This is a genomic window from Bacteroidales bacterium (assembly GCA_012519055.1).
Taxonomy (GTDB): domain Bacteria; phylum Bacteroidota; class Bacteroidia; order Bacteroidales; family Salinivirgaceae; genus JAAYQU01.
Window position 1 is genome coordinate 1 of the sequence record JAAYQU010000035.1, and the last position, 25342, is coordinate 25342.

A 25342-nucleotide genomic window follows, 5' to 3' on the forward strand; every position below is an offset into this window, starting at 1 on the left:
CTTGTTGCCCAGCAGGTCCAGTAGGTCCCTGAGGTCCTTGTTCGCCTTGTGGTCCAGTTGGTCCAATAGGTCCTTCTGGTCCTTGATTACCTGTTGCTGCGTACATGGCGTATGGTACAGACATAACTGGGGATGTTCCCATATGAACGTAATCGTTGTTACTAGCTTTTAATTCAATTTTTATCAGTACTACTTCACTGCCCCAGGGAATATCTGCGAAATTGCCAGATAGTATTTGGCCTTGTCCTATTGTTAAGTTAACAATACCTAGATTGTTAGTTGTACTGTTGTGTGTTTCAGAGTAATAAACGGAGTTGTTTTGAGCAATCAGACTTATCCGTAAATTAACCTCTTTGTTTTGAATCATTGTGCCATCTTGTTTTTGTATGGCGGCTTGATAGTTAAAGCCTTGTTGTTGTGCGCTAGCTGATACAAATACAGCTATGCACAATAAAATCGAGAATAAATATCGTTTCATAACACTTGACTTTTAATTAATTATATGTTTTCAATTTTCCGCAATGTAAATTAAAACAAAATAAATTAAAAATGCAATAGGTGTTTTTATAAAATGGGGTAGTTGTTTTTCATCGTATTTATAATGCGGTGATTATTGACGACGCATGTTGTATATATTGGCGAAAGTGAATGACAATTACTTTTAAAAATTAGAAATTAAGTTTAAAAGCACTCTATATTTTCTCTCATTTTTTGCAAATAATAAACAATAAAAACCTTTTGTAAAGGTCTGAGAAACAGAATTTCTATAATAGCAAAACGACAAAAGCGCCAAGACTAATAAGTTGTTTTGTTTCCAAACAGAGTAAGAAAATATTGAAGACAACACCCTTTCCCACCTCTCGAGAACCTTTGCAAAGAATTAACAGAAAGACAATTAATATTTAAACACTTTTCTCGGTTTATATTTAGCAGTCATATTAGCAATAGCCGCAATATATTCGGGTGTTGTTCCGCAACACCCGCCTACAATATTTACCAACCCTGCACCACATAGCTCCTCAATAATGTTTGCCATCTCAGTAGCTGATTGAGCGTACTGACCAAATTCATTTGGCAATCCTGCATTGGGATAAACAGTTATAAATGTTGATGATATTTTTGAGAGTAGTTTGACATAAGGCTTTAAATACTCGGCTCCGAAAGCGCAATTTAAACCAAAACTCAAAGCTTCTGAATACTTGAGAGAAACATAAAAGTCTTCTAGCGTTTGACCAGATAAAATGCGACCTGCTTTGTCTATTGTCGCCGACAAAATTATAGGCATTTCGTTTTCTGTTTGGCTATACAATCTTTTTATAGCAGATATTGCAGCCTTGGCATTTTGAATATCGCAAATTGTCTCTATAAGAAAAATATTTATCCCGCCATCATACAAACCCCTTACCTGATCGTAATATGAATCAACTAGCATATCAAATGTAATCCCTTTGGAGATAGGATTGTTAACAACTATAGAATAACTCAACATTTGACTAGTAGGACCTATACTGCCAGCAACAAATCGAGGTTTCGCTGGAGTATTATATTCTGCGGCAACAGAACATGCAAGCTTTGCTCCCTTATAATTGATCTCATAAATATGATTTTCTAAACCGTAATTTGTCTGTGATATTGAGTTTGCGTTAAATGTATTTGTTGTAATAATATCAGCACCTGCCTCAAGATATTGTTTATAAATATTTTTAACAATTTCTGGCTGATATAAATTCAAAATATCATAATTTCCCTTAATATTCTGGGAATGACTTACAAACAGATCTCCACGAAACTCCTTCTCAACAAGATTTAATTGCTGTATCATGGTTCCTATTGCTCCGTCAAGAATAAGAATTTTTTGTTCTAACTGTTTGATAAGCAATTGACTTCTACTACTCATGTCACTCAATAATAGATGCAAAATTCTACTAATGTAATCTAAATTTTTCAACAAAAAGTCACACAAAACATATGTGTCTGACAACCAACCACTTATACGTCTGTTTAATTTTGATACATTCGTTTCTTATTTGATTATTAACTCCTTTAAATCTATAATTGCTATTTTTGCCTTTTAATTCAAGGGCAAAATCTGACAAATGGATTTAAAAGAGAAAAAGAAAGTTCTAATAATAACATATTATTGGCCCCCTTCAGGTGGTGTTGGTGTCCATCGTTGCTTAAAGTTTGCTAAATATCTACGTGACTTTGGGTGGGAACCTGTGGTTTATACTGCTGAAAATGCTCACTATCCATATTTTGATGATACAAACTTTGTTCACATCCCGGAAGGAATAACAATATTAAAGCAACCTATTTGGGAGCCCTACAATATGTTTAAATTAGCGTCTGGACGTAAGCCTTCAAGTGCAATGAACAATCCTGTTCATGTCAGAGACAAACGCACGTGGGTTGATAACCTTGCTATTTGGATACGTGGTAACTTTTTTATACCAGATGCCCGTAAATTTTGGATTAAACCTTCGGTAAAATATCTCTCTAAATGGTTAAAAGAGAACCATATAGATGCTATTTTAAGCGATGGTCCTCCACACACAAATACTGTGATAGCCTGTCGGTTATCTAAAACATTCAATATCCCTTGGTTAGCTGACTACCAAGACCCCTGGACACAAGTAGATTACTATAAGCTGCTGAAACTCACACGTTGGGCACATAAAAAACATGTAAGAATGGAGCAAGAAGCCTTTAATACCGCAGCTAAAACCACCATTGCAAGTCCTACATGGAAAAAGGATTTGGAATCGATTGGCGCAAAAAATGTAGATGTGATATTCTGGGGCTACGACGAACAAGAGTTCCAGGCAGTAACATCTAACTTAGATGCCAAATTTTCAATAACACACGCTGGCATGCTTGGCTTTGATCGTTTACCTGAAACTTTTTTTAAGGTTTTAGGTGATATGAAAAAAGAGACAGAAAGTTTTTCAGAAAATTTAAGCATTCAATTCCCCGGAATGGTCGATTACAGTATTGTTGAAGAATTAAGAAAGAATAACCTTTTAGAAAATTGTTGGTTACCCGGCACCATTAGTCGTACCGATGCCATTGAACGTACATTTAACAGTCAGGTTCTGTTTCTTCCATTAAATAAAGCAGAAAACGCACAAGGACGTATTCCCGGCAAGCTGTTTGAATGTTTAAGAGCACGTCGCCCTATTTTAGTATTGGGTCCTAACAACTCTGACGTCAAAAAAATTGTTGAACAAAACTTCTCTGGAAATAGTTTTGAGTATGATGATTATAAAGGAATACGTACCTTTGTCGAAAATAGATACAATCTGTTCTTAAATAACAACAACAGTGTTCAATCCGCTAATATTGAACAATATTCGGTAAAAAATCAAGTTGGCAAAGTGGCTGAGTATCTAAATGAAATTAGCAAATGATTATGCCCCAAACAGACCTAAATATTAATCCAACCGATTCGGTAAAACCTGCCGAAAACAATGATACAGTCGATAATTTGCTGACACAACCATCAGACATTCCTGTTTATGATGTTTTAGCAAAAAAACAGTTTGCTTCACCCGAAAAAATCGAACTTATTAAAGAATCATTTATATTAACACCTTTAAAAACAGTAAACAAAAGAGCCTCTTTTAAAGAGTACGACCCTATTACAAATAAAATAGTTGTATCAGGAAGTAAACAAATTGAAGATATTAAGTCCCCAAAAATAACTCCTCGAGAGAAAATTACGACCCCTACGGAAACAATATCAGACATTGAAAAAACTGATACAGTCAAGTTAACAGAAAAAACTCAGTTTACTTTTGATATATTTTCAAACAAAATTATCAAAGAAGGCGACACACCGCAATATACTATTTTCCCTATTGTAGAGCCTATACAAAAAGCAGACACTCACCTTATTAGCGGACAACTCATTAACAGACGACCCAAATCTGAGATAAAACAGTTTACCAATATTGATTGGGTTACAGGATTTAATATCATTATTCTTATTCTTATAGTGTATACCAGAGTTGTTTTCGGCAAGTTTTTTAAACCTATGTTCCAATCCACGTTTGTGTATAACCTATCAGTTCGTATTTTTAACGAAAAAAACTTAGTTTTCAACCGATTCTTTAATATTTTAAACATACTTTTTTTACTTTCTTTACCAGCCTTTATAACACTTTCTTTAGATTTTTATGGGTTCAGAATTTATAATTTTAATTTTTGGCAACACTATTTAATTTTTTTAGCTCTACACCTTGTTATAATATTTATTAAAAAGTCTATAAATTTATTTATAGGTTCATTATTTCGCATAAACAATATTATTGCAGAATACACTTTTCAGGGAAATCTGTTCCTTAAAATTTCTGGATTACTAATAATTCCAATAATTATCATTATTCCTTACTTGCCTGAAAAAATCGTTGAATTTTTTATTATAGCCATTGTTACAGTTTTATTGCTGTTATATTTTATACGAATTCTTCGTCTTTTTTTAATTACAATTCGCAAAGGATTTTCTATTTTCTATTTGATTTTGTATTTTTGCACCCTAGAAATTGGTCCCTGCTTAATTATTTTTAAAATTCTTAACAAATCAATTTAAAAACGGCTGGACATTAAACTTAAAAAACTAAGGCCTTGAAAATCAAACGAATTTTAGTCTCGCAGCCAGCTCCCGAGACAGAAAAAAATCCATACTCTGAGCTTGCAGAAAAACATGGAGTAGCATTCGAATTTCGACAATTTATCCGCGTTCAGGGCGTTTCTGCCAGAGATTTTCGCAAGGAACGTATAAATTTTCAAGATTATGGAGCCATAATTTTCACATCTCGTGTAGCAGTGGATCACTATTTTCGTTTGTGCGAAGAGTTGCGGTTCTCTGTACCCGATTCAATGAAATATATGTGTATTTCGGAATCAGTAGCTGTATATCTGCAAAAATATATTGTTTATAGAAAACGAAAAATCTCTTTCGGAAACGGACAATTTGAAGATTTAATTAAAACTATACAAAAAAATAAAAACGAAAACTTTTTAGTTCCACTATCCGATATACACAACCAGGAAATACCAAACCGACTTAAGGAAGAAAAAATAAAATTTCAACCTGCTGTATTATACCATACTGTTTCAAGCAATTTATCAGACATTAATTTGGACGACTACGACGCCATAATATTCTTCTCTCCCGGAGGAATAGCCTCATTGTTTGAAAACTTTCCCGATTTTGTTCAAAACAATAAAATTCTCGGAGCATTTGGACCAACTACACATGCAGCAATGCGTGAAGCAGGATTGACACTTAACATTGAAGCACCAACACCAGAAGCTCCTTCAATGATTATGGCAATCGACCATTATATTACAGAAGTTAATAAAAAGAAGTAGAGACAGCACATATCTCTTCTTTATAATCCCTTGTATTCAAGGTTGTTGGACATAATTCGATGTTATTTTGTTAATAATTGCTGATTGTTAATTGAACACAACTATTGCTTTTTGCTGTAAAAAGCACTATTTTTGTAGCTTCTGATAGTTATTTTTAATACTATTTGGAGATAATATTTAATAACTTTATTTGTTATCGGGGTGAGAGAAGATAAACAATCTGTAAGGCGATTACAAACATCATATATAACCACGATAGTTTCCATAACTTTAGTTCTTCTCTTGTTAGGAATAATGGGCTTTTTAATCATCAACGCCCGTAAAATTAGTGTACACGTAAAAGAAAACATAGGAATAAGCATAATTTTACATGAAAATGTAAAAGAGGCCGATATTTTACGAATGCAAAAGGGCTTTGAAACACAATCGTATGTACGCTCAACTCGATACATAAGCAAAGAACAAGCTGCTAAAGAATTACAGGAAGATTTGGGTGAAGATTTTGTTCAATTTATTGGTCACAATCCTCTGCCAGTTTCAATAGAAATTAAGCTTACAGCAGAATATGCAAACAATGATTCAATAAAAGCCATTGAAAACAGGTTAAAAAAATCTGATCAAATAAAAGAGGTATGGTATCAAAAAAATCTGATTGCCTTAGTTAATGACAATATTCACAAAATCAGTCTCATAATTTTAGGATTTGCATTGGTACTGTTTTTTATATCATTAGTACTGATTAATAATACGATACATTTGGCAATCTACTCAAAACGGTTTTTAATTAAAACCATGGAATTGGTCGGTGCTACTAAACAATTTATACTAGCGCCTTTTATTAGAACTGGAGTTTTTCACGGTATAATTAGTGGACTTATTGCAATAATACTACTTAGTGGTATTATATACGTAGGAAATAATCAATTCCCTGAATTACATATATTTGATAATTTTACAGCAATATCAATATTATACGTATTTGTAATAATTCTAGGTGTAATTATTAGCTTGTTTTCTACTTTGTTTGCAGTTAATAAATATCTAAAAATCAACACGGATAAATTATATTTTTAACATATAAAACTAAAAACATATGAAAGAAGAAGATTTTGCTATCTCACGTAAAAATGCACGTCTTTTACTGTTAGGATTTGGCATAGTTGTTTTAGGATTTATTTTAATGATAGGGGGTGCTCCCTCATCACCAGAAGTTTGGTATCCAAACAACGATCCTAGTCAAACTCCCGAGATGTTTTCGTTCGTTAGAATTACCCTTGCTCCAATTATTGTTATAGCTGGATTTGTTTTCAATATTTGGGTAATAATGCGAGATCAAACAGCAACAAAATAGTATGGATATTTTAAAGGCTATTATTTTGGGTGCAATTCAGGGAATTACTGAATTTTTACCCATATCAAGCTCTGGGCACTTAATGATAGGCGAAACTTTGCTTAACACAAAAGGCGAAGATAGTTTACTGTTTACCGTTTTAGTACATGGAGCAACGGTTTTAAGTACATTAGTGGTTTTTAGAAAGGAAATTTTAGAAATTTTTAAAGGACTTTTAAAATTTCGATGGAACGAAGAAACCAAATACACTGTAAAAATTTTTATATCCATGATTCCGATTGCTATTGTGGGGTTGTTTTTTAAAGATTATGTGGAAAATATTTTTGCAAGCAAGAGTATCGCTTTTATTGGATATATGTTGTTAATTACAGCAGCATTACTATTTTTTGCATGGCTAAATAAAAGTAATAATAAAAAGGATGTTGGATTTTTCAATGCATTTATAATAGGAATTGCACAAGCAATTGCAGTTATACCTGGTATCAGCCGAAGTGGTGCAACTATTTCAACAGCACTTATTTTAAAAATAGATAGAGCTAAAGCTGCAAAATTCTCTTTCCTTATGGTAATAATTCCAATACTTGGCGAAAATTTCTTAGATCTAATGAAAGGAAATATTACAGCAGCAACACCAACATCATCACTTATTGCAGGATTTATTACAGCATTTGTAGTTGGACTATTCGCCTGTAAGTTCATGATAAAAATGGTAACAAATGGACGATTGCACTATTTTGCAATATATTGTGCCATAGTTGGTCTTTCTGTAATACTATTTTTGTAATCTATTTAATTTAAAAACCTGTTATTTACTTTTCTTAATAATTTGGGCTTAATGTATAACACTGATATTAATACAGTAAAAACCAATTTAATAAGTGGAGAAATTCTTCTTTTCGACAAACCATACAAATGGACCTCTTTTGATGTTGTCAACAAAGTTAAATGGACTGTAAGCAGATCTCTTAAACTAAAAAAACTTAAAATAGGTCATGCCGGCACGTTGGACCCTTTAGCAACAGGATTATTAATATTATGCACCGGACAAAAAACAAAAAATATTGAAGCGATTCAAAATCAACCTAAAAGATATATTGCAACTATAAGTCTTGGAAACACAACACCATCTTATGATTTAGAAACACAAATAACCCAAACTTGGTCTGTTGATAATATTTCCGAAATTGATGTACTTTCGGTATTAAAAAAACTAACAGGAACTATTTTGCAAGAACCCCCTTTATTCTCAGCAAAATGGGTAAACGGCATAAGAGCTTATGATTTAGCACGAAATGGCGACTCAAAAAAACTCGAACCTGTTGAAGTCAATATTTATGAAAACAAACTCTTAGAATATTCACAAAACGAGATAAAATTAGAGATACTTTGTTCCAAAGGAACTTATATAAGAGCAATAGCTCGCGATATTGGTACAATGCTTAACAATGGAGCATATCTTAAAGAACTTCAACGAGTTGAAATAGGAGATTTTAAATTAAGTAACGCTCAAGATGTTGAATCTTATTGTGACAAAATTAAACAACTTGCAAACACACAATAAAAAAATATCATTACTGTTAATAATTCTTAAAACATATATAGTATGAAGTTATCGCAGTTTCAATACAGCTTACCTGACAAACTGATTGCTTTAAACCCAACTCATAACCGTGATGAATCACGATTAATGGTGGTAAATAGAGCTACCGGTGAGATTGAACACAAAATTTTTCGCGAAATTTTGGATTATTTCAAAGAAAATGATCTCTTAGTGTTTAACGATACTAAAGTATTTCCCGCCCGATTACACGGAACCAAAGAGAAAACTGGCGCAGACATTGAAGTTTTTCTCTTACGCGAACTAAACCGTGATCAACGATTATGGGACGTTTTAGTCGATCCTGCACGTAAAATTCGGATAGGAAATAAACTCTATTTCGGTAAAGATAGCGAACTAGTTGCCGAAGTTATTGATAACACCACTTCACGCGGTCGTACATTACGTTTTTTATTTGACGGTACACACGAGGAGTTTAAAAAAATTCTGTATAAACTCGGAGAAACTCCTCTTCCAAAGTTTATCAACAGACAAGTAGAACCCGAAGATTCAGAAAGATATCAAACAATATTTGCAACTCACGAAGGCGCTGTTGCTGCTCCAACAGCAGGAATGCATTTTAGCAGAGAACTGTTAAAACGTTTTGAAATACTTGGGGCTAAACGAACATTTATTACCCTACATGCAGGCTTAGGAAACTTTAGAGAGGTTGAAGTAGAAGACCTTACTAGACACAAAATGGACTCTGAACAAATAGTAGTAAGCAATGAAACTGTAGAAATGGTTTGCGAAGCACACAAAAATAGAAATAGTATTTGTGCAGTAGGAACAACCGTTCTTAAAACTCTTGAAACTGTTACAACAACGACTGGTAATATCAAACCTTTCGAAGGATGGACAAATAAATTTATTTTCCCTCCATATGAAGTTACTATTGTTGACAAGCTGATATCAAACTTTCATCTCCCAAAATCAACATTATTGATGATGGTGGCTGCTTTTGGCGGTTACGATATTATTATGAATGCTTATAACGAAGCAATTAAAGAGAAATATAGATTTGGTTCATACGGAGACGCTATGCTGATTATATAATTGTAACGTCATAAAATAAATGGTTGTCTCAGTTTTGAGACAACCTCGCTTTTATTTTAAATACATATATCTAATATTTTGAAATGACTAGAGAATATATGCAAATTAATACTTTAATAATTATAATATTTAACTTATTGTTCTTTACATTTCCATTAGGCGCTCAAGAAGTTGATAATATCTCAATAGATAATAATCTATATTTTCCTGATAAGTTTTTTATTGACACAATAAACCCTGAAGCAGATGGTACAATACAAGGTAATGAATTTTACGAAAGACGAAAATATGCAGCTAATTACATAAACTTTATTCTCTCAATGGAACTTTCAAAGCTGAATGAACCAAAGCTGCATCATGAATATCCCTATGAAGTTTATAGATTTACATGGTCAGCCTATTTAAAAAATGCTCATAATCCATTAACGATAAGAATAGAAAATGACGGGAAAAAGGCTTATTTAATAGCAAAATACATACGTTATAATAGATTCTCCAATAAAGATAAATTGATAATAAAAGATACGATAACTATCGACAAAAATAAGTGGGTAGAGTTTAAAAACATAATTAACAGCATAAATTTTTGGAATATATCTCCTATCGAAAAAACGAGTATTGTTGTTTTCGACGGTTCAACTTGGATTTTAGAAGGAAGTATTGATAAATCTTATCATATGGTTCATCGCAAAATGGCAAAACATAAAGAAATAGGAGAAGTGTGTCTATATCTCTTAAAATTAAGCGGAATTAAGGTTAAAGAGAACGAATTTAATCCTTAAAATTATACTTTTGCTACAATTGTATTGTGTAACATTTATTGTTAAGTTTTTAATAATAAATTGTTAAGTTTTTGTGAATAAAAAATTAAAAAGTTAATTTGTGTTTTTCCAAAACTTATATATCACAAACACTTTTTTGTAAAGCAAAATATTTATTATCTATTTATTTAATTTTATCAACCAATTTTTAATGATTTTGGAACTAAAAAATATACCTTAACGTAAAAAGTATAAAAAAACTAATTTTATTAACAGTTGTGAATATAAATATTAAATCATTAGTTTTAAGAGATTTTACAAATCACCAACTGTTAATATCCTTTTAATAAAATATTAGAACGATATTTGCAACATATTTTTATAAAAATTATCAACGTTATTAACACTACATAATCATCATCATAATATTAAAATTAAAAAAATTATTCTTTTTATGATATATAATGAAATGTTTAAAAATGGATTTATAGAAGAGGAAATTCCGCATGGAATTAATTTAGTTAATGAGATTAATAAACTTAAAAAAGAAAAAAATGCAATTATATTAGGGCATTATTATCTTTCTCCTGACGTTCAAAATATATCTGATTTTCTTGGCGATAGCCTTGCACTTGCACAAGAAGCACAAAAAACCGAAGCTGACATTATTTTGTTTGCCGGTATTGTTTTTATGGCAGAAACAGCTAAAATATTAAACCCCTCTAAAAAGGTTTTAATTCCTGATTTAAATGCAGGTTGTTCATTATCTGATAGTTGTAATCCAAAAGACTTTAAAGAGTTTATTTCAAAATACCCCGATCATAAAGTTATTACTTATATAAATAGCTCAACACAAGTAAAAATTTTATCAGATATTATTTGTACGAGTAGCAATGCAGTAAAAATAGTCCAAAGCATTCCTAAAAGTCAAAAGATAATTTTTGCTCCGGACGAAAATTTGGGTAAATACGTGGAAATGATGTCAGGTAGAAAAATGGTTTTATGGAAAGGTGCTTGTCACGTTCATAAGAGATTTAGTTTACCGAAAATTTTACAACTGAAAAAAGATAATCCTGATGCATTAATAATTTCACATCCAGAATGTCAGCAAGATATAATACAACATTCTGATTTTGTAGGAAGTACATCAGCACTTCTAAATTATGTTACAACACATTCAGCACAGAAATTTATTATTGTAACAGAGCCGGGTATTATTCATCAAATGAAATTGAAAAACAAAAATAAGATATTTATTTCTGCACCTCCTGAGAATTCAGACCGTGTTTGCAATGAATGTAACTATATGAAATTAAATAATTTAAAGAAAATTTATTTGACTCTTAAATATGAACTTCCTGAGATAAATTTTTCTGAAGATATAAGGTTAAAAGCCTCGAAACCATTAGAAGAGATGATTAAATTGAGTTAATAACTATTGAATGAATCAATTTAAAAAGTTGGCTGGACAAACCGTAATTTACGGATTAGGTTCAGTTATACCAAGAATATTAAATTATATTCTTTTAACACCCTTTTATACACGTGTTCTACATTCGGTTGCCGATTATGGAACACACTCTTATCTTTATTCTTTTAGTGCTTTCATTATTATCCTCTTAACTTTTGGAATGGAGACAACCTTTTTCCGATATGCCAAAAATAGGGGAATAGAGAATGTATTTACAACATCATATTATTTTCTTCTCGCTAATGCTTTAGCTTTTAGTTTGTTAGTTTTAATTTTTCAAGTAGATATTGCTAAAGCTATTGGAATTAATAATATTAAATATCTATGGTATTTTATTGGAATTATATTTTTCGACGTTGTTACTGCAATACCATTTTCTGCGTTAAGATATAATGAGAAAGCAAAAACTTTTGCTCTTTTAAAGATTGTTAATATTATAATTAACATTGTTATTAATTTGATTTACTTGTGGTTAATACCTCTCTTAATAAACAAGTATGGATTTAATTTTGATAGAATCTTTTCCCAAGATAATCTACTTGAATATACATTTAGAGCAAATCTAATAGCTAGTTTTTGTACATTTCTTTTGCTAATCCCGCACACAAAATCATATTTTAAAAAGTTTCAATTACCTCTGTTCAAAGAGATGATTGTTTACTCGTTTCCTATAATGATTAGTGGTATTTTAGGTATGATTAATGAAGTGGCAGATAAAATCTTACTTAAATATTTGTTACCCAAAGATGTATCAGCTTTCGAACAAATTGGGATTTATGCAGCTAATTATAAATTAGCTGCATTGATAACAATTTTTAATTCAATGTTTAGATATGCGCTCGAACCCTTTTTCTTTAAAGTATATGGTAATAAAGATAGTAAAGATATATATGCCTTAATTTCAAAGTATTATTTGATTTTTGGTGCCTTCGTTCTTTTAGTAATAGTTTTGTATATAGATATTTTTAAATTTTTTATTGGGTCAAAATATCATGAAGGATTACATATTGTTCCTATCATTTTATTTTCTAATTTAATTTTTGGTTTATACTACACTATGGGTGTTTGGTATAAGGTTATTGATAAAACATATTTTTCTGCGTATTTTTCATTGGTAGGAGCAGTTTTAACAATTCTTGGTAACTATCTATTAATTCCAATTTTTGGTTATACGGGTTCTGCTTTAGCCACTTTGATTTGTTATAGTGCAATGTTATTTCTTACAATTTACTATGAGCGAATCTATTATAGAATAAATTATGATTATAAGTTTATGATTAACCTTATCTTAATTACGGTGTTAATTGTTATATTAAGTTATTTTGTTAAAACAGATAACCTTTATATAAAACTTCTGTTTAGTTCTATTTTAATAGTAGGTTATGTTATATTTGTAGTTTTGTCAAACAAAGAGATTAAAGATATCGTTTCGAATTATGTTAGAGGTAAAAATTCAAATAAGTGATGGCGCAATTTTGCCTGAATACAAAACTAGTGGTAGTTCTGGAATGGATTTATGTGCTTATCTTCCCGATGGTAGCGTTTGTATCAATCCAAATGAGGTTAAATTGATAAAAACAGGCGTTTTTATCGAACTTCCTGATGGTTATGAGGCACAAGTCCGTCCACGTAGCGGTTTGGCTTTAAAACAAGGTATAACAGTCTTAAATTCACCAGGAACTATTGACACCGATTATCGAGGTGAAATAGGTGTAATTTTAATTAATCACTCTAACAATATTTTTACTGTTAATAACGGAGATAGAATAGCACAAATAGTTTTTTCTAAGTTTGAGAAAGCTAAATTCAATGTTGTCGATTCTTTAAATTCGACTGAAAGAAACGACGGAGGTTTTGGTCACACGGGTATTTAAATAGCAATTAATGAACAAGATAAATTCAAATATTTATAAAGTTATTTTATATAGTTTTGTCTTTCTTTTTTCTTGTACTTCATCCAAGAAAAGTAGTAAAGAAATAGTTCATACTCCCGATCCTAAATTTAAAAGCTATATAATTGATTCCAAGATTAAAAACCTTTATGGTGATTTATCAAAAGCTAAAGATGCTTTAAATACCGTTATTACAGCTGATTCTTGTCATGCTACAGCACATTACGAAATAGCTAAAATATTATTATTCGAGAAAGATTACGAAAAGGCTCTTTTTCACGCTACAAAATCTTATGAACTAGATTCAGAAAACATTTGGTTCACAAAACTATATATCAATGTTTTAGAGTTAAATAACAAAACAAAAGATATTCCAAATATTTACGAAAATTTATTAAAGAAAGATTATTCTAATTTAGAAACATGGTATGAATACTTTTCCTTTTTAGATAGACAAGAAAAGTATAAAGAGTTAACACAAAAGCTCATACAATTCGAAAAGTATTTTGGTCTCAGTGATGAAATTATTATTAATCGCTATCAAACACTACTTAAACAAAAAAAGTTTAAGGAGATACCCAAATACCTGAATTCTATTTTATCAAAAGATCCTAATAATCATATTGCAAATTTGTTATTTGCAAATTTCTATTTCGTTGATAGAAAATTAGAAAAATCAAACGAGTATTATAAGAAAATTCTGGAAACAAATCCCAATGATGAGCAAGCTTTAATTGGCCTTTTGAGTAATCAAATACAATTGGGCAATGCCAAAGAGATTTTGGCTCTGGCTAAGGATATTATTAGCAATAGTGCTATTGAGTTAAATTTTAAACTTGGCTTTATTTTCGAGGTATTGGAAAAAATTAACCAACCAAATACAAAATCAGATTATCAGTTAGAAGAATTAGTTCAAATTCTCAAACTTCAATATCCCGAAAATCCAGATGTTCTAAATATTTATGGCAATTTACTTTTTAGAAAAGGTGAAAATGACCAAGCGTTAAAAGTGTTTTCAAAAGCTTTAAGTTTAGACCCTTCCAACCTACAATCTTGGGTCTTTACCCTGTATATATTAGAACAAGAAAAGAACTATTCAAGAATAATATCTGTTGCCGATTCAGCCTTAGTCTATTTTCCAAATCAAAAGGATCTGTTTTTATTCCGCGGGTTCGCCAATATGCAATTAGATAATAATGAAACAAGTTATCAAGATTTTCTTTTTGCTTTAAAACTAACAGGAGCTTTAGACGAAGATAGAACCCAAATTTTACATTTTCTTGCTGAAATTTGCCAAAAATTAAATAAATCAGAAGAGACTTATAAGTACTACGAAGAGATATTAAAATCAAATCAAAATGATTTAGTCGCTTTAAACAATTATGCTTATTATTTGTCACTTGAGAAGAAAGAACTAAATAAGGCATTAGAAATGAGTGCTAAAACTATTAAAGTTGAAGGTAAAAATTCAACCTATCTAGATACTTACGCTTATATTCTTTTTGAGTTAGAACGTTATGCTGATGCATTAAAATACATTGAATTGGCTATTTTAAACGGTGGTGGAAGCAACGGTGTAATATTAGAACATTACGGCGATATTCTTTATAAAAATGGTCAAACAGATTTAGCTATAACTACGTGGAAAGAAGCCTTAGAAAACGGTCAAGATACTGAAATTTTAAGGTATAAAATTGATAATAAAACCTATATAGATCAAATAGAATAGAGATTTTGGGAAATGAGAAATTTTAACTTTGTCATAATACTTTTATCCGTAATCATCGTCGTTTCTTGTAAATCTACCTCTAAAACCAGGGTAAATTTAAGGAAAATAGAGAAAAAAGAGTTAATTTCTATAGTAACTAATAATCATCCAGTATTGAATACAGTAAGTATTAAAAGCAATGTTACTTTTCAGCGAAGAGATGTCACAAATTCCTTTAATGCCAACATTCGCATCGATAATGACAGCTTGATATGGATCAGTATAACCGCACCGCTCGGGATAGAATTAGTTAGAGGATTGTTTGAACGTGATTCTTTCGCTATAATTAATTATCATGAAAAAACATATTATCAGGGAAGTTATTCAACAATAAAAAAATATACTAGCAGTGATCTGAATTTCAATTTTTTACAAAATATTCTTACCTCAAGTTTCATAAGTGAATATCAAAATAATTTTGATTCGTTACAAGATACGCTTTTCGTAAACGATGATGAAGAGTATGTTATGGAAAGTAAAATTGATGATTTTAATACAACTATAAAAATAGATGCTAAATCTTTTAAAATTAGTGAATTAAATATTTCAAAAGCCTTAAAAATTGTTCTAGAAATATGTTATGAAAAATATGTAAAAATAGATGGCTTTTTATTTCCTCACAAAATTATTGTTAGCAATAATAATGCTTCGAATCCTATCTCACTAACAATAAATTACAATAATGTTGTGTTCAACAAAGAGGTAAAAACTCCTTTTAGAATACCAAAGAAATTTGAGCCTGTAAAACTTAAATAATATCACACTAAATGTTCAAAGTAAGATACATTGTTTTATTATTGTTCCTTATCATACCGCTTTGCGATGTTTTATCTCAAAATCGTAAAGATCTTGAAGATGAAAGGAAAAAGACTCAAGACGAGATTGAATACACTAATAATTTACTTAAGTTAACTCAACAGAAAAGACAAAAATCTGTACAAGAATTTATTTTAACAAATAAGAAAATTGAATCTAGAAAAACAAATATCAGACAGATTAACAATGAAATAAACAAAATTGATACCGACATTGGTAAAGAACAAGAAGCGATAAACACTCTGCAAAATGATCTTGTCAAGCTTAGAAAAGAGTACGAAAAACTTATATATCAGGCATATAAAACTAAGCAGACAAGTGATAAATTAATGTATATTTTATCTAGTTCTGATTTTAATCAAGCCTTTCTTCGGCTAAAATATTTACATCAATACTCCAAGCATCGTAATAATCAGATTAAATCTATTGAAGCCACCAAACTACAGCTTGAAAAGCGAGTAAATGAATTAGAGGAATTGAAAAATGATAAAAATTCGCTTTTGTATGAAATATCAAGTGAAAACAAAAAGCTAGTTGTTGAAAAAAGACAAAAAGAGAAGCTATTAAAAGATTTAACAAACAAGGAGAAACAACTTAAAGCTGAAATTGACAAGAAACAGAGACTTGCAAGAGAACTAAATACCAAAATTCAAAAGCTTATAGCTGAGGAGATTGAAAAAAGTAAAAAAGGCTCTAAAACTTATAGACTAACACCAGAAGAGAAGCTTATTGATGATCAATTTTCTTCAAATGTTAAACGTCTCCCCTGGCCTCTTGAAAGAGGTATTGTAACTGAAAAATTTGGTGAACATAATCACCCTGTTTTGAAGGGAATAAAAGTTAGAAACGATGGCATAGACATTTCGACTGAAAAATCAAGCAAAGTAAGAGCCGTTTTTAATGGCACTGTACGCAACGTCTTCGTAATACCTGGATTAAATAAAGTTATTATTATCCGACATGGTAGTTATCTCTCCGTATATTCTAATCTCATAGAGGTTTATGTAAAACCAGGTCAAAACGTAAAAACAAAACAAAATATTGGGATTCTCGCTAACGACGACAAATCTGATGTATCTGTACTAAAATTTCAAATTTGGAAAGAAAACGAAAAACTTGATCCAGAAAGATGGTTAACAACAATGAACTAATATATAATAAGGATATATATTTACAGCTCAATCGTGCCAAAAACTATCTTTTTAGGAACGATTTGTTTGTTGGATTTGTTAATTCAATTTTATATTTAATTCCCGTAATTTTACTACTTTTTTTTATCGATATAGCTTTTGAGTTAAATCAATCATTAAGAGTTATTGTATTAATCTTTATTACACTTTATTTCCTCTATATTTTATATAAAAACCTGATACATTATATTCTAAAGTACTTTAACTTTTTCAAAGGATATGATAATTATTCCATAGCTCTAAGATTAATAGCAGATTCAGAAATTCAAGATAAGGTGCTGATTTATTTAGAGTTAAAAGAGTATGATCAAGCAAATATTTTAATTAATCAGGCACTTGAGCAAAAGATATTAGAGCTTAAAGATTTAAACTTCACAAGTAGGTTAAATATTATAATCCCAAGCAAACTTTTTATAGTAATTTCTCTATTCCTTTTAGCTTTTTTTGTTACTTCGTTATTGATTGAAACTCCTCTAAAGAAAGCGGCTTTAAGAGTTTTTTATCCTGCATACCAAATTTCTTATAAGACCTTAGATTACATACTTTTAAGTGATTCGCTCAATATAATTCAAAATCAGGATATTGAAGTTAAAGTTAAGATTAAAGGAACTTATATACCAGATCAGATTTTTCTTAGAATAGGCGACAAAGATATTTTTGCTAAAAATATTAATGATTCTATTTGGTCTTACAAGTTTGTAAAACTTAATCAATCAATACAATTCTATTTCCATGATAATTTAAATCAAAGTGAGATTTATAGAATTAACGTAAACCCACTTCCCGTACTTAAAAATCTTTCTGTTGAGGTTTTTCCACCCTCACATACCAATATTGAGTCATATTCACTTTCTGGTTTAGGAAATTTTAGTTTCCCCGAAGGGAGTAAAATAAAATGGTTTATTGAAGCACTTAATTCACAAGACCTTATATTTAAAATTGATGATAAAGAGCTAGATTTCAAAAAGTCCGAAAAAGGTTTTATTGTTGAAATAGTAGAGAGAAATAGTTTTAATTACTCTTTTAAATTATTCTCTGGTTATGTTTGGAATGAAGAGAGTTACGAATTTTCAACTAATTGTATAAAAGATGAATATCCAAAAATTGATTTGCAAGTAACTGAAACCGGAAACATCGTTGATCCCGTTATATTAAGTGGTTCAATCGGTGATGATTATGGCTTTACAAATTTTGAAATAGTTCATAAATATAATGATACGGTATTTATCATCCCTTTACAATACAATAAACAAAATTTAAATCAAACATTTTATTATCAACACAATATATATGAATTGTATTCTCACCTTAATACCGATAAAATAGAATATTATTTAAGAGTTACCGACAATGACGCTGTTAATAACTTTAAAAGCACAAACTCCCAATTTTTTACCTTCGATGTTCCTGATTCTAAGGAACTTGAAAACAGAATAGATAATATATCGACAGATCTAACTGACAAACTTGCTTTAGGTTTGGAAATGCTCAGAGAATTAAATATCAGGCAGAAAGATATTGAAGCCAAATTTAAAAATGAGAAACTTAATAAGTGGGAACAAAGTCAATTAACCCAACAATTAGAACAAAATAAATCAGATATTAATAAGCTTTTAAACGAGATAAATGCTTTAAATCAGCAAATCAAGTCCTTAAGTAAAATTAATAGCTCTGAAAACAAACTTTACGAAAAGCAATCTCAGATCAATGAATTGCTTGAAAAGTTGATGGATAATGAGTTGTCTGAATTGTTTAAAGAACTTGAAAGGTTAAAAAGTGAATTAAAGGATAAGCAAATTTCTAAATCGACAAATAAGCTCTCAACAGAAGAATTAGAAGAGCTTATGAACAGAAACTTAGAAATTTTAAAACGATTTGAAATTGAAAAAGGACTTTCTAAGGTTGTTGATGATTTAAAAGAGCAAGCACAAAATCTTGATACTGTGAGCGATAAATCTTCAAGAGAAAATATCGAAAAAGATGTTAAGGAAACATTAGACAAGCATTCTGAGTTATTAGATAAAAATAAAAAGTTAGATGACCCATATAAATTAGAAGATTTTGAGAAAGAGAAACAGGAGATAATCCAAAATTTAGAAAGCAATGATAATAACGAAAATCAGCGAAATCAAAACAGACGTAACTCTCAAAGAATTAGCCAATTAGCTGAAATGATAGGATCAAATCTATCAGATAATTTACAAGAACAAAATGTTGAGGATTTAAGTAATTTGAAACAAATTCGTTCAAATCTCCTGCAACTTTCGTTTATTCAAGAATTTTTAGTCGAAAACTTTAAAAACGCCAAAACAAATTCACCCGCTTTCAATACTTATAGAGTTAAACAAAAAGAGATAATATCCTCTTGGGAGTATATAAAAGATTCTATTAACACTTTAATTATCAGAAATCCAATGTTAGGTAATATAATGGCTGATGACCTAAGTGGAGTCGAAAATTTTAACAATATAATTCTCTCTTCAATATTCAAAGAAAACCCCACTAATCCAACTGTCCAAGAGTATAAAGTTCTTTCGCATTATAATACTTTGCTTCTTTTTATCGATGAAGCTATTCAAAGGTCCGAAAACGATATGAATAGTTCCGGGCAACAAGGTGGCAGCTGCTCAAAACCCGGGCAAGGTAAACCAAGTCCAGGCAACACGAAAAATGCTCTGCAAGGATTAAAACAACAGTTAAAAGACTTGATGAATAAAATGAAACATGCAGGTGAGGGTTCAAATCCTTCCGAGTCTTTAAGCGAGCAGCTTGGATCTATATTGTCACAACAAGAACAGATGCAAAAAATGATAAATGAAATTATGAATCAAGGGCAATTTGGTCAAGCTGCCAAACAATTAATGAGAGAGGTCAATCAATTAATCGATCAAAATATAGACAATATTTTAAATAAATCTATTAGTACTGAAACAATTGCACGTCAGGAACGTATAATTACCCGATTACTTGAATCTGAAAAAGCAGAGCAGGAGAGAGATAAAGATGAAAAACGGCAATCAATTGAGAATTTGCACGAATTTATTACCACTCCTAAAGAGATAGATATAGATGATATGAAAGAGGACAGCTTTAATGAATCTTTATATTTTAGACTTTTAAATTTAAATAAATATTATTTAGATTTGTACCAAAAGTATCTCAATGCTGCTAATTAATAGCTAATCTTTGTGTGCTTGGTTTGTAAGTCAATATAATATGAAATATATATGTTAATTTTAATGTTATCTATTTATAGCTACAATCAAGCATGCAAGTCTGTGATCCGATACTAATTAAATTATAATATTATGGCAACTAAAAAAGTAGTCAAAGAGATAATCATTAATAGCGAGATAAAAAATATAGCTATTGTTGAAAAGCTTGTTGAGGATATTTGTGCAGAAGTTAATGCTTGTTCAGATATTTACGGAAATGTATTGGTTACTGTTTTAGAAGCCGTTACAAATTGCATAATTCATGGTAATAAAAGAGATTCTTCAAAATTTGTTACAATTAAGATGAGCTACGATATTAGTGAAATTCTTTTCGAAATTTCAGATGAAGGTGAAGGATTCGACCCAAATCTTATACCCGATCCAACTAGAGAAGAAAACCTTGAAAACCCACATGGTAGAGGAGTTTTTTTAATGAAAAAACTTACTGATGACTTTTCATATTCGTCTGAAAGCAGAACATTTAATTTAAAATTTTATCCTCTTAAATCTCGAGAACGCGTACAATGATATTTTATCATATCGACAACACAAAATTTAAATTCCCTTACGGCTTTAAAAAACGTTGCTCTGATTGGATAAACAAGACAGTAATAAAGGAGAACAGCCAATTAGGAACTATAAATATTATTGTAACATCTGATGAATTGTTACTTGAGAAAAATATTGAATATCTCAATCACAATTTTTACACGGATATAATTACTTTCGACTACTCGTCAAAAGACAAAATATTTGGCGATTTGTTTATTAGCTATGATAGAGTAGTTGAGAATGCTAAACAATACGAGAACTTTACAATTGATGAGTTAAAAAGAGTTATTATACACGGTATTTTACATCTACTTGGTTATAAAGATCAAACACCACCAGAGAAGGCAATAATGACCCAAAAAGAAAACTTTTATTTGAAACTATTTTGATGCTCAATACCTACGATATTATAATTGTTGGAGCCGGACATGCCGGATGCGAAGCTGCTGTAACTTCTGCAAACATGGGTTGTAAAACCCTTCTAATCACAATGGATTTAGAAAAGATAGCATCAATGTCCTGTAATCCTGCTATTGGTGGTATAGCTAAAGGGCAAATCGTCCGAGAAATTGATGCCTTAGGCGGATTTATGGGTATTATTGCAGATAAGACAGCTGTTCAGTTTCGAATGCTTAATAAAAGTAAAGGTCCTGCAGTTTGGTCTAATCGTGTTCAATCAGATAAAAGATTATACTCCTGGGAATGGAGACGATTGCTTGAAAACACGCATAATTTAGATCTCTTTCAAGATAATGTTACCAGACTTCTTTTTAATGGTAATATCGTAACAGGAGTGATTACAGAAATCGGTGTTTCTTTTTATTCAAAAGCAGTTATTTTAACAAATGGAACATTCTTAAATGGTTTAATACATATTGGCGATAAAAAAATCGTTGGCGGAAGACTGGGCGAGAGAAGTAATACAACTATTACGGAACAATTAAAAGAGATTTTCCCAAATATACGAACTCTTAAGACAGGAACCCCTGTGCGAATTGACGCGCGCTCCGTCGATTTTACACAATTAGAGGAGCAAAAAGGAGACGCTGACCCCCAACTATTCAGCTATCTGCCTCATATGACTCCTCCAACACAACAACTTAGCTGTTGGATTGGATATACAAACGAAAATGTTCACGAAATTTTAAAAACCGGATTTGATAAATCACCCTTGTTTACCGGAGATATTAAAGGAATAGGACCCCGATATTGTCCTAGTATCGAGGATAAAATCGTAACCTTTTCAGAAAAAAAATCTCACCAACTTTTCTTTGAACCCGAAGGTTGGCAAACAAATGAATACTATTTAAACGGATTTAGTAGCTCTTTGCCTTGGGAGGTTCAAGTAAAAGCTTTGCACATAATACCTGGTTTTGAAAAGGCTAAGATTTACAGACCTGGCTATGCAATCGAATATGATTTTTTTGATCCATTAGACCTAAAACCAACATTAGAAACTAAGCAGATTGAAAATCTCTATTTTGCAGGTCAAATTAATGGGACAACCGGCTACGAAGAGGCCGCAGCACAAGGTTTAATGGCAGCTATTAATGCAGTTTTAAAAATTAATGACAAAGAGGAGTTTGTTCTCGGTAGAGATCAGGCATATATTGGCGTCCTTATAGATGATTTAATTACGAAAGGAGTCAACGACCCATACAGAATGTTCACAAGTCGTGCAGAATTTCGCATATTGCTCCGCTCAGACAATGCAGATGAAAGATTAACACATATTGGACATAAACTGGGCTTAGCTTCAAATAAGAGGTTGGAAATTACAGAGAGAAAATATGAGCGTATAAACAGCTTTCTTGAATATGCTAATAACAATAGCTTTAGTCCTACAGATGTGAAAGATATATTAGAAGCTTATGGATCATCTCCACTTCAACAAAAGACTAAAATTTCTAAAGTAATCGTCAGACCGGAATTAAAAGCAACTTATTTCAAAAATCTCTACACTCATGAAGAAACCCTTTCTGCATCAGAATTTGAAGTTATAGATATAAAATTAAAATACGAGGGATACATCGAAAAGGAGAGAGCTAATGCTGAAAAGATTAAAAAGTTCAATCACTTTAAAATTCCAGATAATTTTGATTACGATAAGTTATTAAGTATAAGTATCGAGGGGAGACAAAAGTTAAAGAAGTTTAAACCCAAAACTATCAGCGAAGCATTAAGTATTAGTGGAGTAAACCCAAACGATATTATTGTTATTCTGACACTTTTGGGCAGATAGTTAAAGTATTATATAAATGCTCCACGTGGAGCATGAAAATATTAATTAAACACAAATTATGCTTCACGTGGAGCGTAAAAACTTGAATTATGGTAATTAGTGGAACAATTGTAGACGTGCTAAGGCGTCAAACATTTAAAGGAAGACTATATATAACTAACGGTAAAATATCTGATATTCAACCAACAGAGACTGCAAATCCCGTCTATATTTTGCCCGGAATGATTGATTCTCATATCCATATCGAAAGTACAATGGTTACACCAGCACGATTTGCACAGAATGCTGTGAAATTTGGTGTGGTTTCTGCAGTTTCCGATCCACATGAAATAGCAAATGTATGCGGGGTTGATGGAATAAAATATATGATTGAAAATGCCGAAACTGTGCCATTCAAATTTTGGTTTGGAGTTCCCTCTTGTGTGCCCGCAACTCCTTTCGAACAAAGCGGTGCAGAAATTAATGCTCAGCAAATAGGAGAGCTGTTTGATAATTTTGGCTTAAAATATTTAGCTGAAATGATGAACTATCCCGGTGTCGTAAATCAAAATCACGATGTTATGGATAGACTTAAAGAAGCCATTGATAGAAATTTGCCCATTGACGGTCATGCCCCGGGTTTAGCAGGAGAACCTTTGGTGCAATATATAAACTCTGGAATCGATACCGACCACGAATGCACAACGTTAGCAGAAGCAGAAGAAAAAATTAAGTGCGGAATGAAAATCTTAATTAGGGAGGGCTCAGCTGAAAAAAACTTTGAAGAGCTTTATCCATTAATTGATATGTTCCCCGATCAAGTTATGTTATGCAGCGATGACCTTCACCCCGACAACTTTTCAAAAAACTATCTAGACAGATTAATTCGTGTAGGACAAAACAAGGGACTTGACTTTTGGAATCTTATGCAAGCTGTAACAATTAATCCCGTTGCACACTATAAGCTTGATGTAGGATTGTTGCAAAAAGGCGATAATGCTGACTTTATTTTAGTTGACAATTTGCAAAGCTTTAGAGTATTACAAACTTGGATTAACGGTAATTTAGTTTTCGACGGGGCAAGCTCTTTCGAATATGAAGGATCTAACGAAACAATTAACAACTTTAAAGCACAATCTATTTCACCTGACTCTTTAACTATAAAGGCAGAAGAAGGTATGCTTAACGTTATTCGCGCATTCGATGGAAAATTACTTACCGATCATTTACAACTCCCTGCAAAAATCGAAGACGACTGTTGTGTACCTGATATTGATAATGATATCCTAAAACTAGTTGTTTTAAATCGATACGAAGAGAACGCAACCCCACAAATTTCCTTTATTAACGGATTTGGTCTAAAGAAAGGAGCTTTTGCTAGTAGTGTTGCTCACGATAGTCACAATATAATAGCTGTCGGAACAGATGATAGAGATATTGCAACCGCAATTAATTCAATTATAGAAAGTAAGGGTGGGTTATCTGTAGTATCTGATAAAGGAGTAGAACTGTTGCAACTCCCAATAGCAGGACTACTCTCTGACGAACCTCTTGAAATAATATCGCAAAAATATCAGGAGCTTAACAAAATAGTTAAAGCCAACGGCTCAAAACTAGCAGCACCATTTATGACACTCGCATTTATGAGTCTGTTAGTTATCCCAAGGTTAAAGCTTGGAGACAAAGGTCTTTTTGATGTAACAAAATTGAAGTTTATTGATAACTTCGGTTAGAACACAGTTAATATAGATGAGATGGATTTATACTAATTTTTTATTTTATTTGTGTAAGTCTGTTTAATCTGTGTGCTACGTGTTCTAATAGATTGTTGAAAAAATAGCTTTCAACTTTATAAATTTTAATAATAACTATTAATTTTGCACCACGAAATTTTAAGCTGAACTTGTGATTATAAAACACTACCAAAATACTATAAGTACTATGCTACAATCAGCTTATTATCTTCAAAAACAAAGAACGTTACGCCAAAATGCAGAAAACCCATAATGCAGAATACGCAAATCGGCGACAAAAGCATTATGAGTCTTCAAAAGTTCAAATGTACAGCTTAATTTTTTA

21 protein-coding genes and 1 pseudogene are annotated in these 25342 nt (G+C 31.2%); 20 read left to right on the forward strand and 2 right to left on the reverse strand.

Annotation, left to right across the window (positions count from 1 at the left end; translation table 11 throughout):
- Both GX311_06165 and GX311_06170 read right to left on the reverse strand, forming a co-directional pair.
- Positions 1–97 (reverse strand): annotated as a pseudogene (locus GX311_06165) (bclB domain-containing protein).
- Between the two features lie 798 nt (positions 98–895).
- The gene (locus GX311_06170; protein ID NLK15963.1) at positions 896–1897 is read right to left on the reverse strand and encodes a 5-methyltetrahydrofolate--homocysteine methyltransferase; all 1002 of its coding nucleotides are present in this window, start codon (positions 1895–1897) and stop codon (positions 896–898) included.
- Positions 1898–2096: 199 nt separating this feature from the next.
- Here GX311_06170 and GX311_06175 point away from each other — a divergent pair, with 199 nt between their 5' ends.
- The 20 genes from GX311_06175 to ade all read left to right on the forward strand — a co-directional run bounded on the left by GX311_06175 (position 2097) and on the right by ade (position 24996).
- The gene (locus tag GX311_06175; protein NLK15964.1) at positions 2097–3407 is read left to right on the forward strand and encodes a glycosyltransferase family 4 protein; all 1311 of its coding nucleotides are present in this window, start codon (positions 2097–2099) and stop codon (positions 3405–3407) included.
- The gene (locus GX311_06180) at positions 3404–4588 is read left to right on the forward strand and encodes a DUF4271 domain-containing protein (protein NLK15965.1); all 1185 of its coding nucleotides are present in this window, start codon (positions 3404–3406) and stop codon (positions 4586–4588) included. The genes GX311_06175 and GX311_06180 overlap by 4 nt, the downstream gene beginning before the upstream one ends.
- 35 nt (positions 4589–4623) lie before the next feature.
- Positions 4624–5373, forward strand: coding sequence for a uroporphyrinogen-III synthase (locus tag GX311_06185; protein ID NLK15966.1), 750 nt, complete (start codon positions 4624–4626; stop codon positions 5371–5373).
- Between the two features lie 294 nt (positions 5374–5667).
- Positions 5668–6447, forward strand: a complete 780-nt coding sequence (locus GX311_06190; protein NLK15967.1) for a cell division protein FtsX — start codon at positions 5668–5670, stop codon at positions 6445–6447.
- 19 nt (positions 6448–6466) lie between these two features.
- Entirely contained in the window at positions 6467–6724 is a 258-nt protein-coding gene (locus tag GX311_06195; GenBank protein ID NLK15968.1) for a DUF3098 domain-containing protein, read from the forward strand.
- A gap of 1 nt (position 6725) precedes the next feature.
- On the forward strand, positions 6726–7508 hold the full coding sequence (locus GX311_06200; protein ID NLK15969.1) for an undecaprenyl-diphosphate phosphatase: 783 nt from the start codon (positions 6726–6728) through the stop codon (positions 7506–7508).
- A 51-nt stretch (positions 7509–7559) separates the two neighbouring features.
- Entirely contained in the window at positions 7560–8285 is a 726-nt protein-coding gene (gene truB / locus GX311_06205) for a tRNA pseudouridine(55) synthase TruB (protein NLK15970.1), read from the forward strand.
- A 42-nt stretch (positions 8286–8327) separates the two neighbouring features.
- Positions 8328–9377 carry a tRNA preQ1(34) S-adenosylmethionine ribosyltransferase-isomerase QueA gene (gene queA / locus GX311_06210; GenBank protein NLK15971.1) on the forward strand — a complete coding sequence of 350 codons (1050 nt, stop codon included), beginning with the start codon at positions 8328–8330 and terminating at the stop codon, positions 9375–9377.
- Between the two features lie 83 nt (positions 9378–9460).
- Positions 9461–10159 (forward strand): hypothetical protein, encoded by a 699-nt coding sequence (locus tag GX311_06215; GenBank protein NLK15972.1) that lies wholly within the window; start codon positions 9461–9463, stop codon positions 10157–10159.
- A gap of 433 nt (positions 10160–10592) precedes the next feature.
- The gene (gene nadA, locus GX311_06220) at positions 10593–11570 is read left to right on the forward strand and encodes a quinolinate synthase NadA (GenBank protein NLK15973.1); all 978 of its coding nucleotides are present in this window, start codon (positions 10593–10595) and stop codon (positions 11568–11570) included.
- Positions 11571–11580: 10 nt separating this feature from the next.
- Positions 11581–13074 (forward strand): oligosaccharide flippase family protein, encoded by a 1494-nt coding sequence (locus tag GX311_06225; protein NLK15974.1) that lies wholly within the window; start codon positions 11581–11583, stop codon positions 13072–13074.
- Entirely contained in the window at positions 13046–13483 is a 438-nt protein-coding gene (gene dut / locus GX311_06230) for a dUTP diphosphatase (GenBank protein ID NLK15975.1), read from the forward strand. Before GX311_06225 ends, dut begins: the two co-directional genes overlap by 29 nt.
- Before the next feature lie 10 nt (positions 13484–13493).
- Complete coding sequence (locus tag GX311_06235; protein NLK15976.1) at positions 13494–15230, forward strand: tetratricopeptide repeat protein; 1737 nt, start codon at positions 13494–13496, stop codon at positions 15228–15230.
- A gap of 153 nt (positions 15231–15383) precedes the next feature.
- Positions 15384–16025, forward strand: a complete 642-nt coding sequence (locus tag GX311_06240) for a DUF4292 domain-containing protein (GenBank protein ID NLK15977.1) — start codon at positions 15384–15386, stop codon at positions 16023–16025.
- Between the two features lie 11 nt (positions 16026–16036).
- The gene (locus GX311_06245) at positions 16037–17236 is read left to right on the forward strand and encodes a peptidoglycan DD-metalloendopeptidase family protein (protein ID NLK15978.1); all 1200 of its coding nucleotides are present in this window, start codon (positions 16037–16039) and stop codon (positions 17234–17236) included.
- Entirely contained in the window at positions 17215–20451 is a 3237-nt protein-coding gene (locus GX311_06250) for a hypothetical protein (GenBank protein NLK15979.1), read from the forward strand. The genes GX311_06245 and GX311_06250 overlap by 22 nt, the downstream gene beginning before the upstream one ends.
- 159 nt (positions 20452–20610) lie before the next feature.
- Positions 20611–21018, forward strand: a complete 408-nt coding sequence (locus GX311_06255; protein NLK15980.1) for an ATP-binding protein — start codon at positions 20611–20613, stop codon at positions 21016–21018.
- On the forward strand, positions 21015–21431 hold the full coding sequence (gene ybeY, locus GX311_06260) for an rRNA maturation RNase YbeY (protein NLK15981.1): 417 nt from the start codon (positions 21015–21017) through the stop codon (positions 21429–21431). The genes GX311_06255 and ybeY overlap by 4 nt, the downstream gene beginning before the upstream one ends.
- Complete coding sequence (gene mnmG, locus GX311_06265) at positions 21431–23284, forward strand: tRNA uridine-5-carboxymethylaminomethyl(34) synthesis enzyme MnmG (GenBank protein NLK15982.1); 1854 nt, start codon at positions 21431–21433, stop codon at positions 23282–23284. The genes ybeY and mnmG overlap by 1 nt, the downstream gene beginning before the upstream one ends.
- Before the next feature lie 89 nt (positions 23285–23373).
- Complete coding sequence (gene ade / locus GX311_06270) at positions 23374–24996, forward strand: adenine deaminase (protein NLK15983.1); 1623 nt, start codon at positions 23374–23376, stop codon at positions 24994–24996.
- Positions 24997–25342 lie beyond the last annotated feature (346 nt).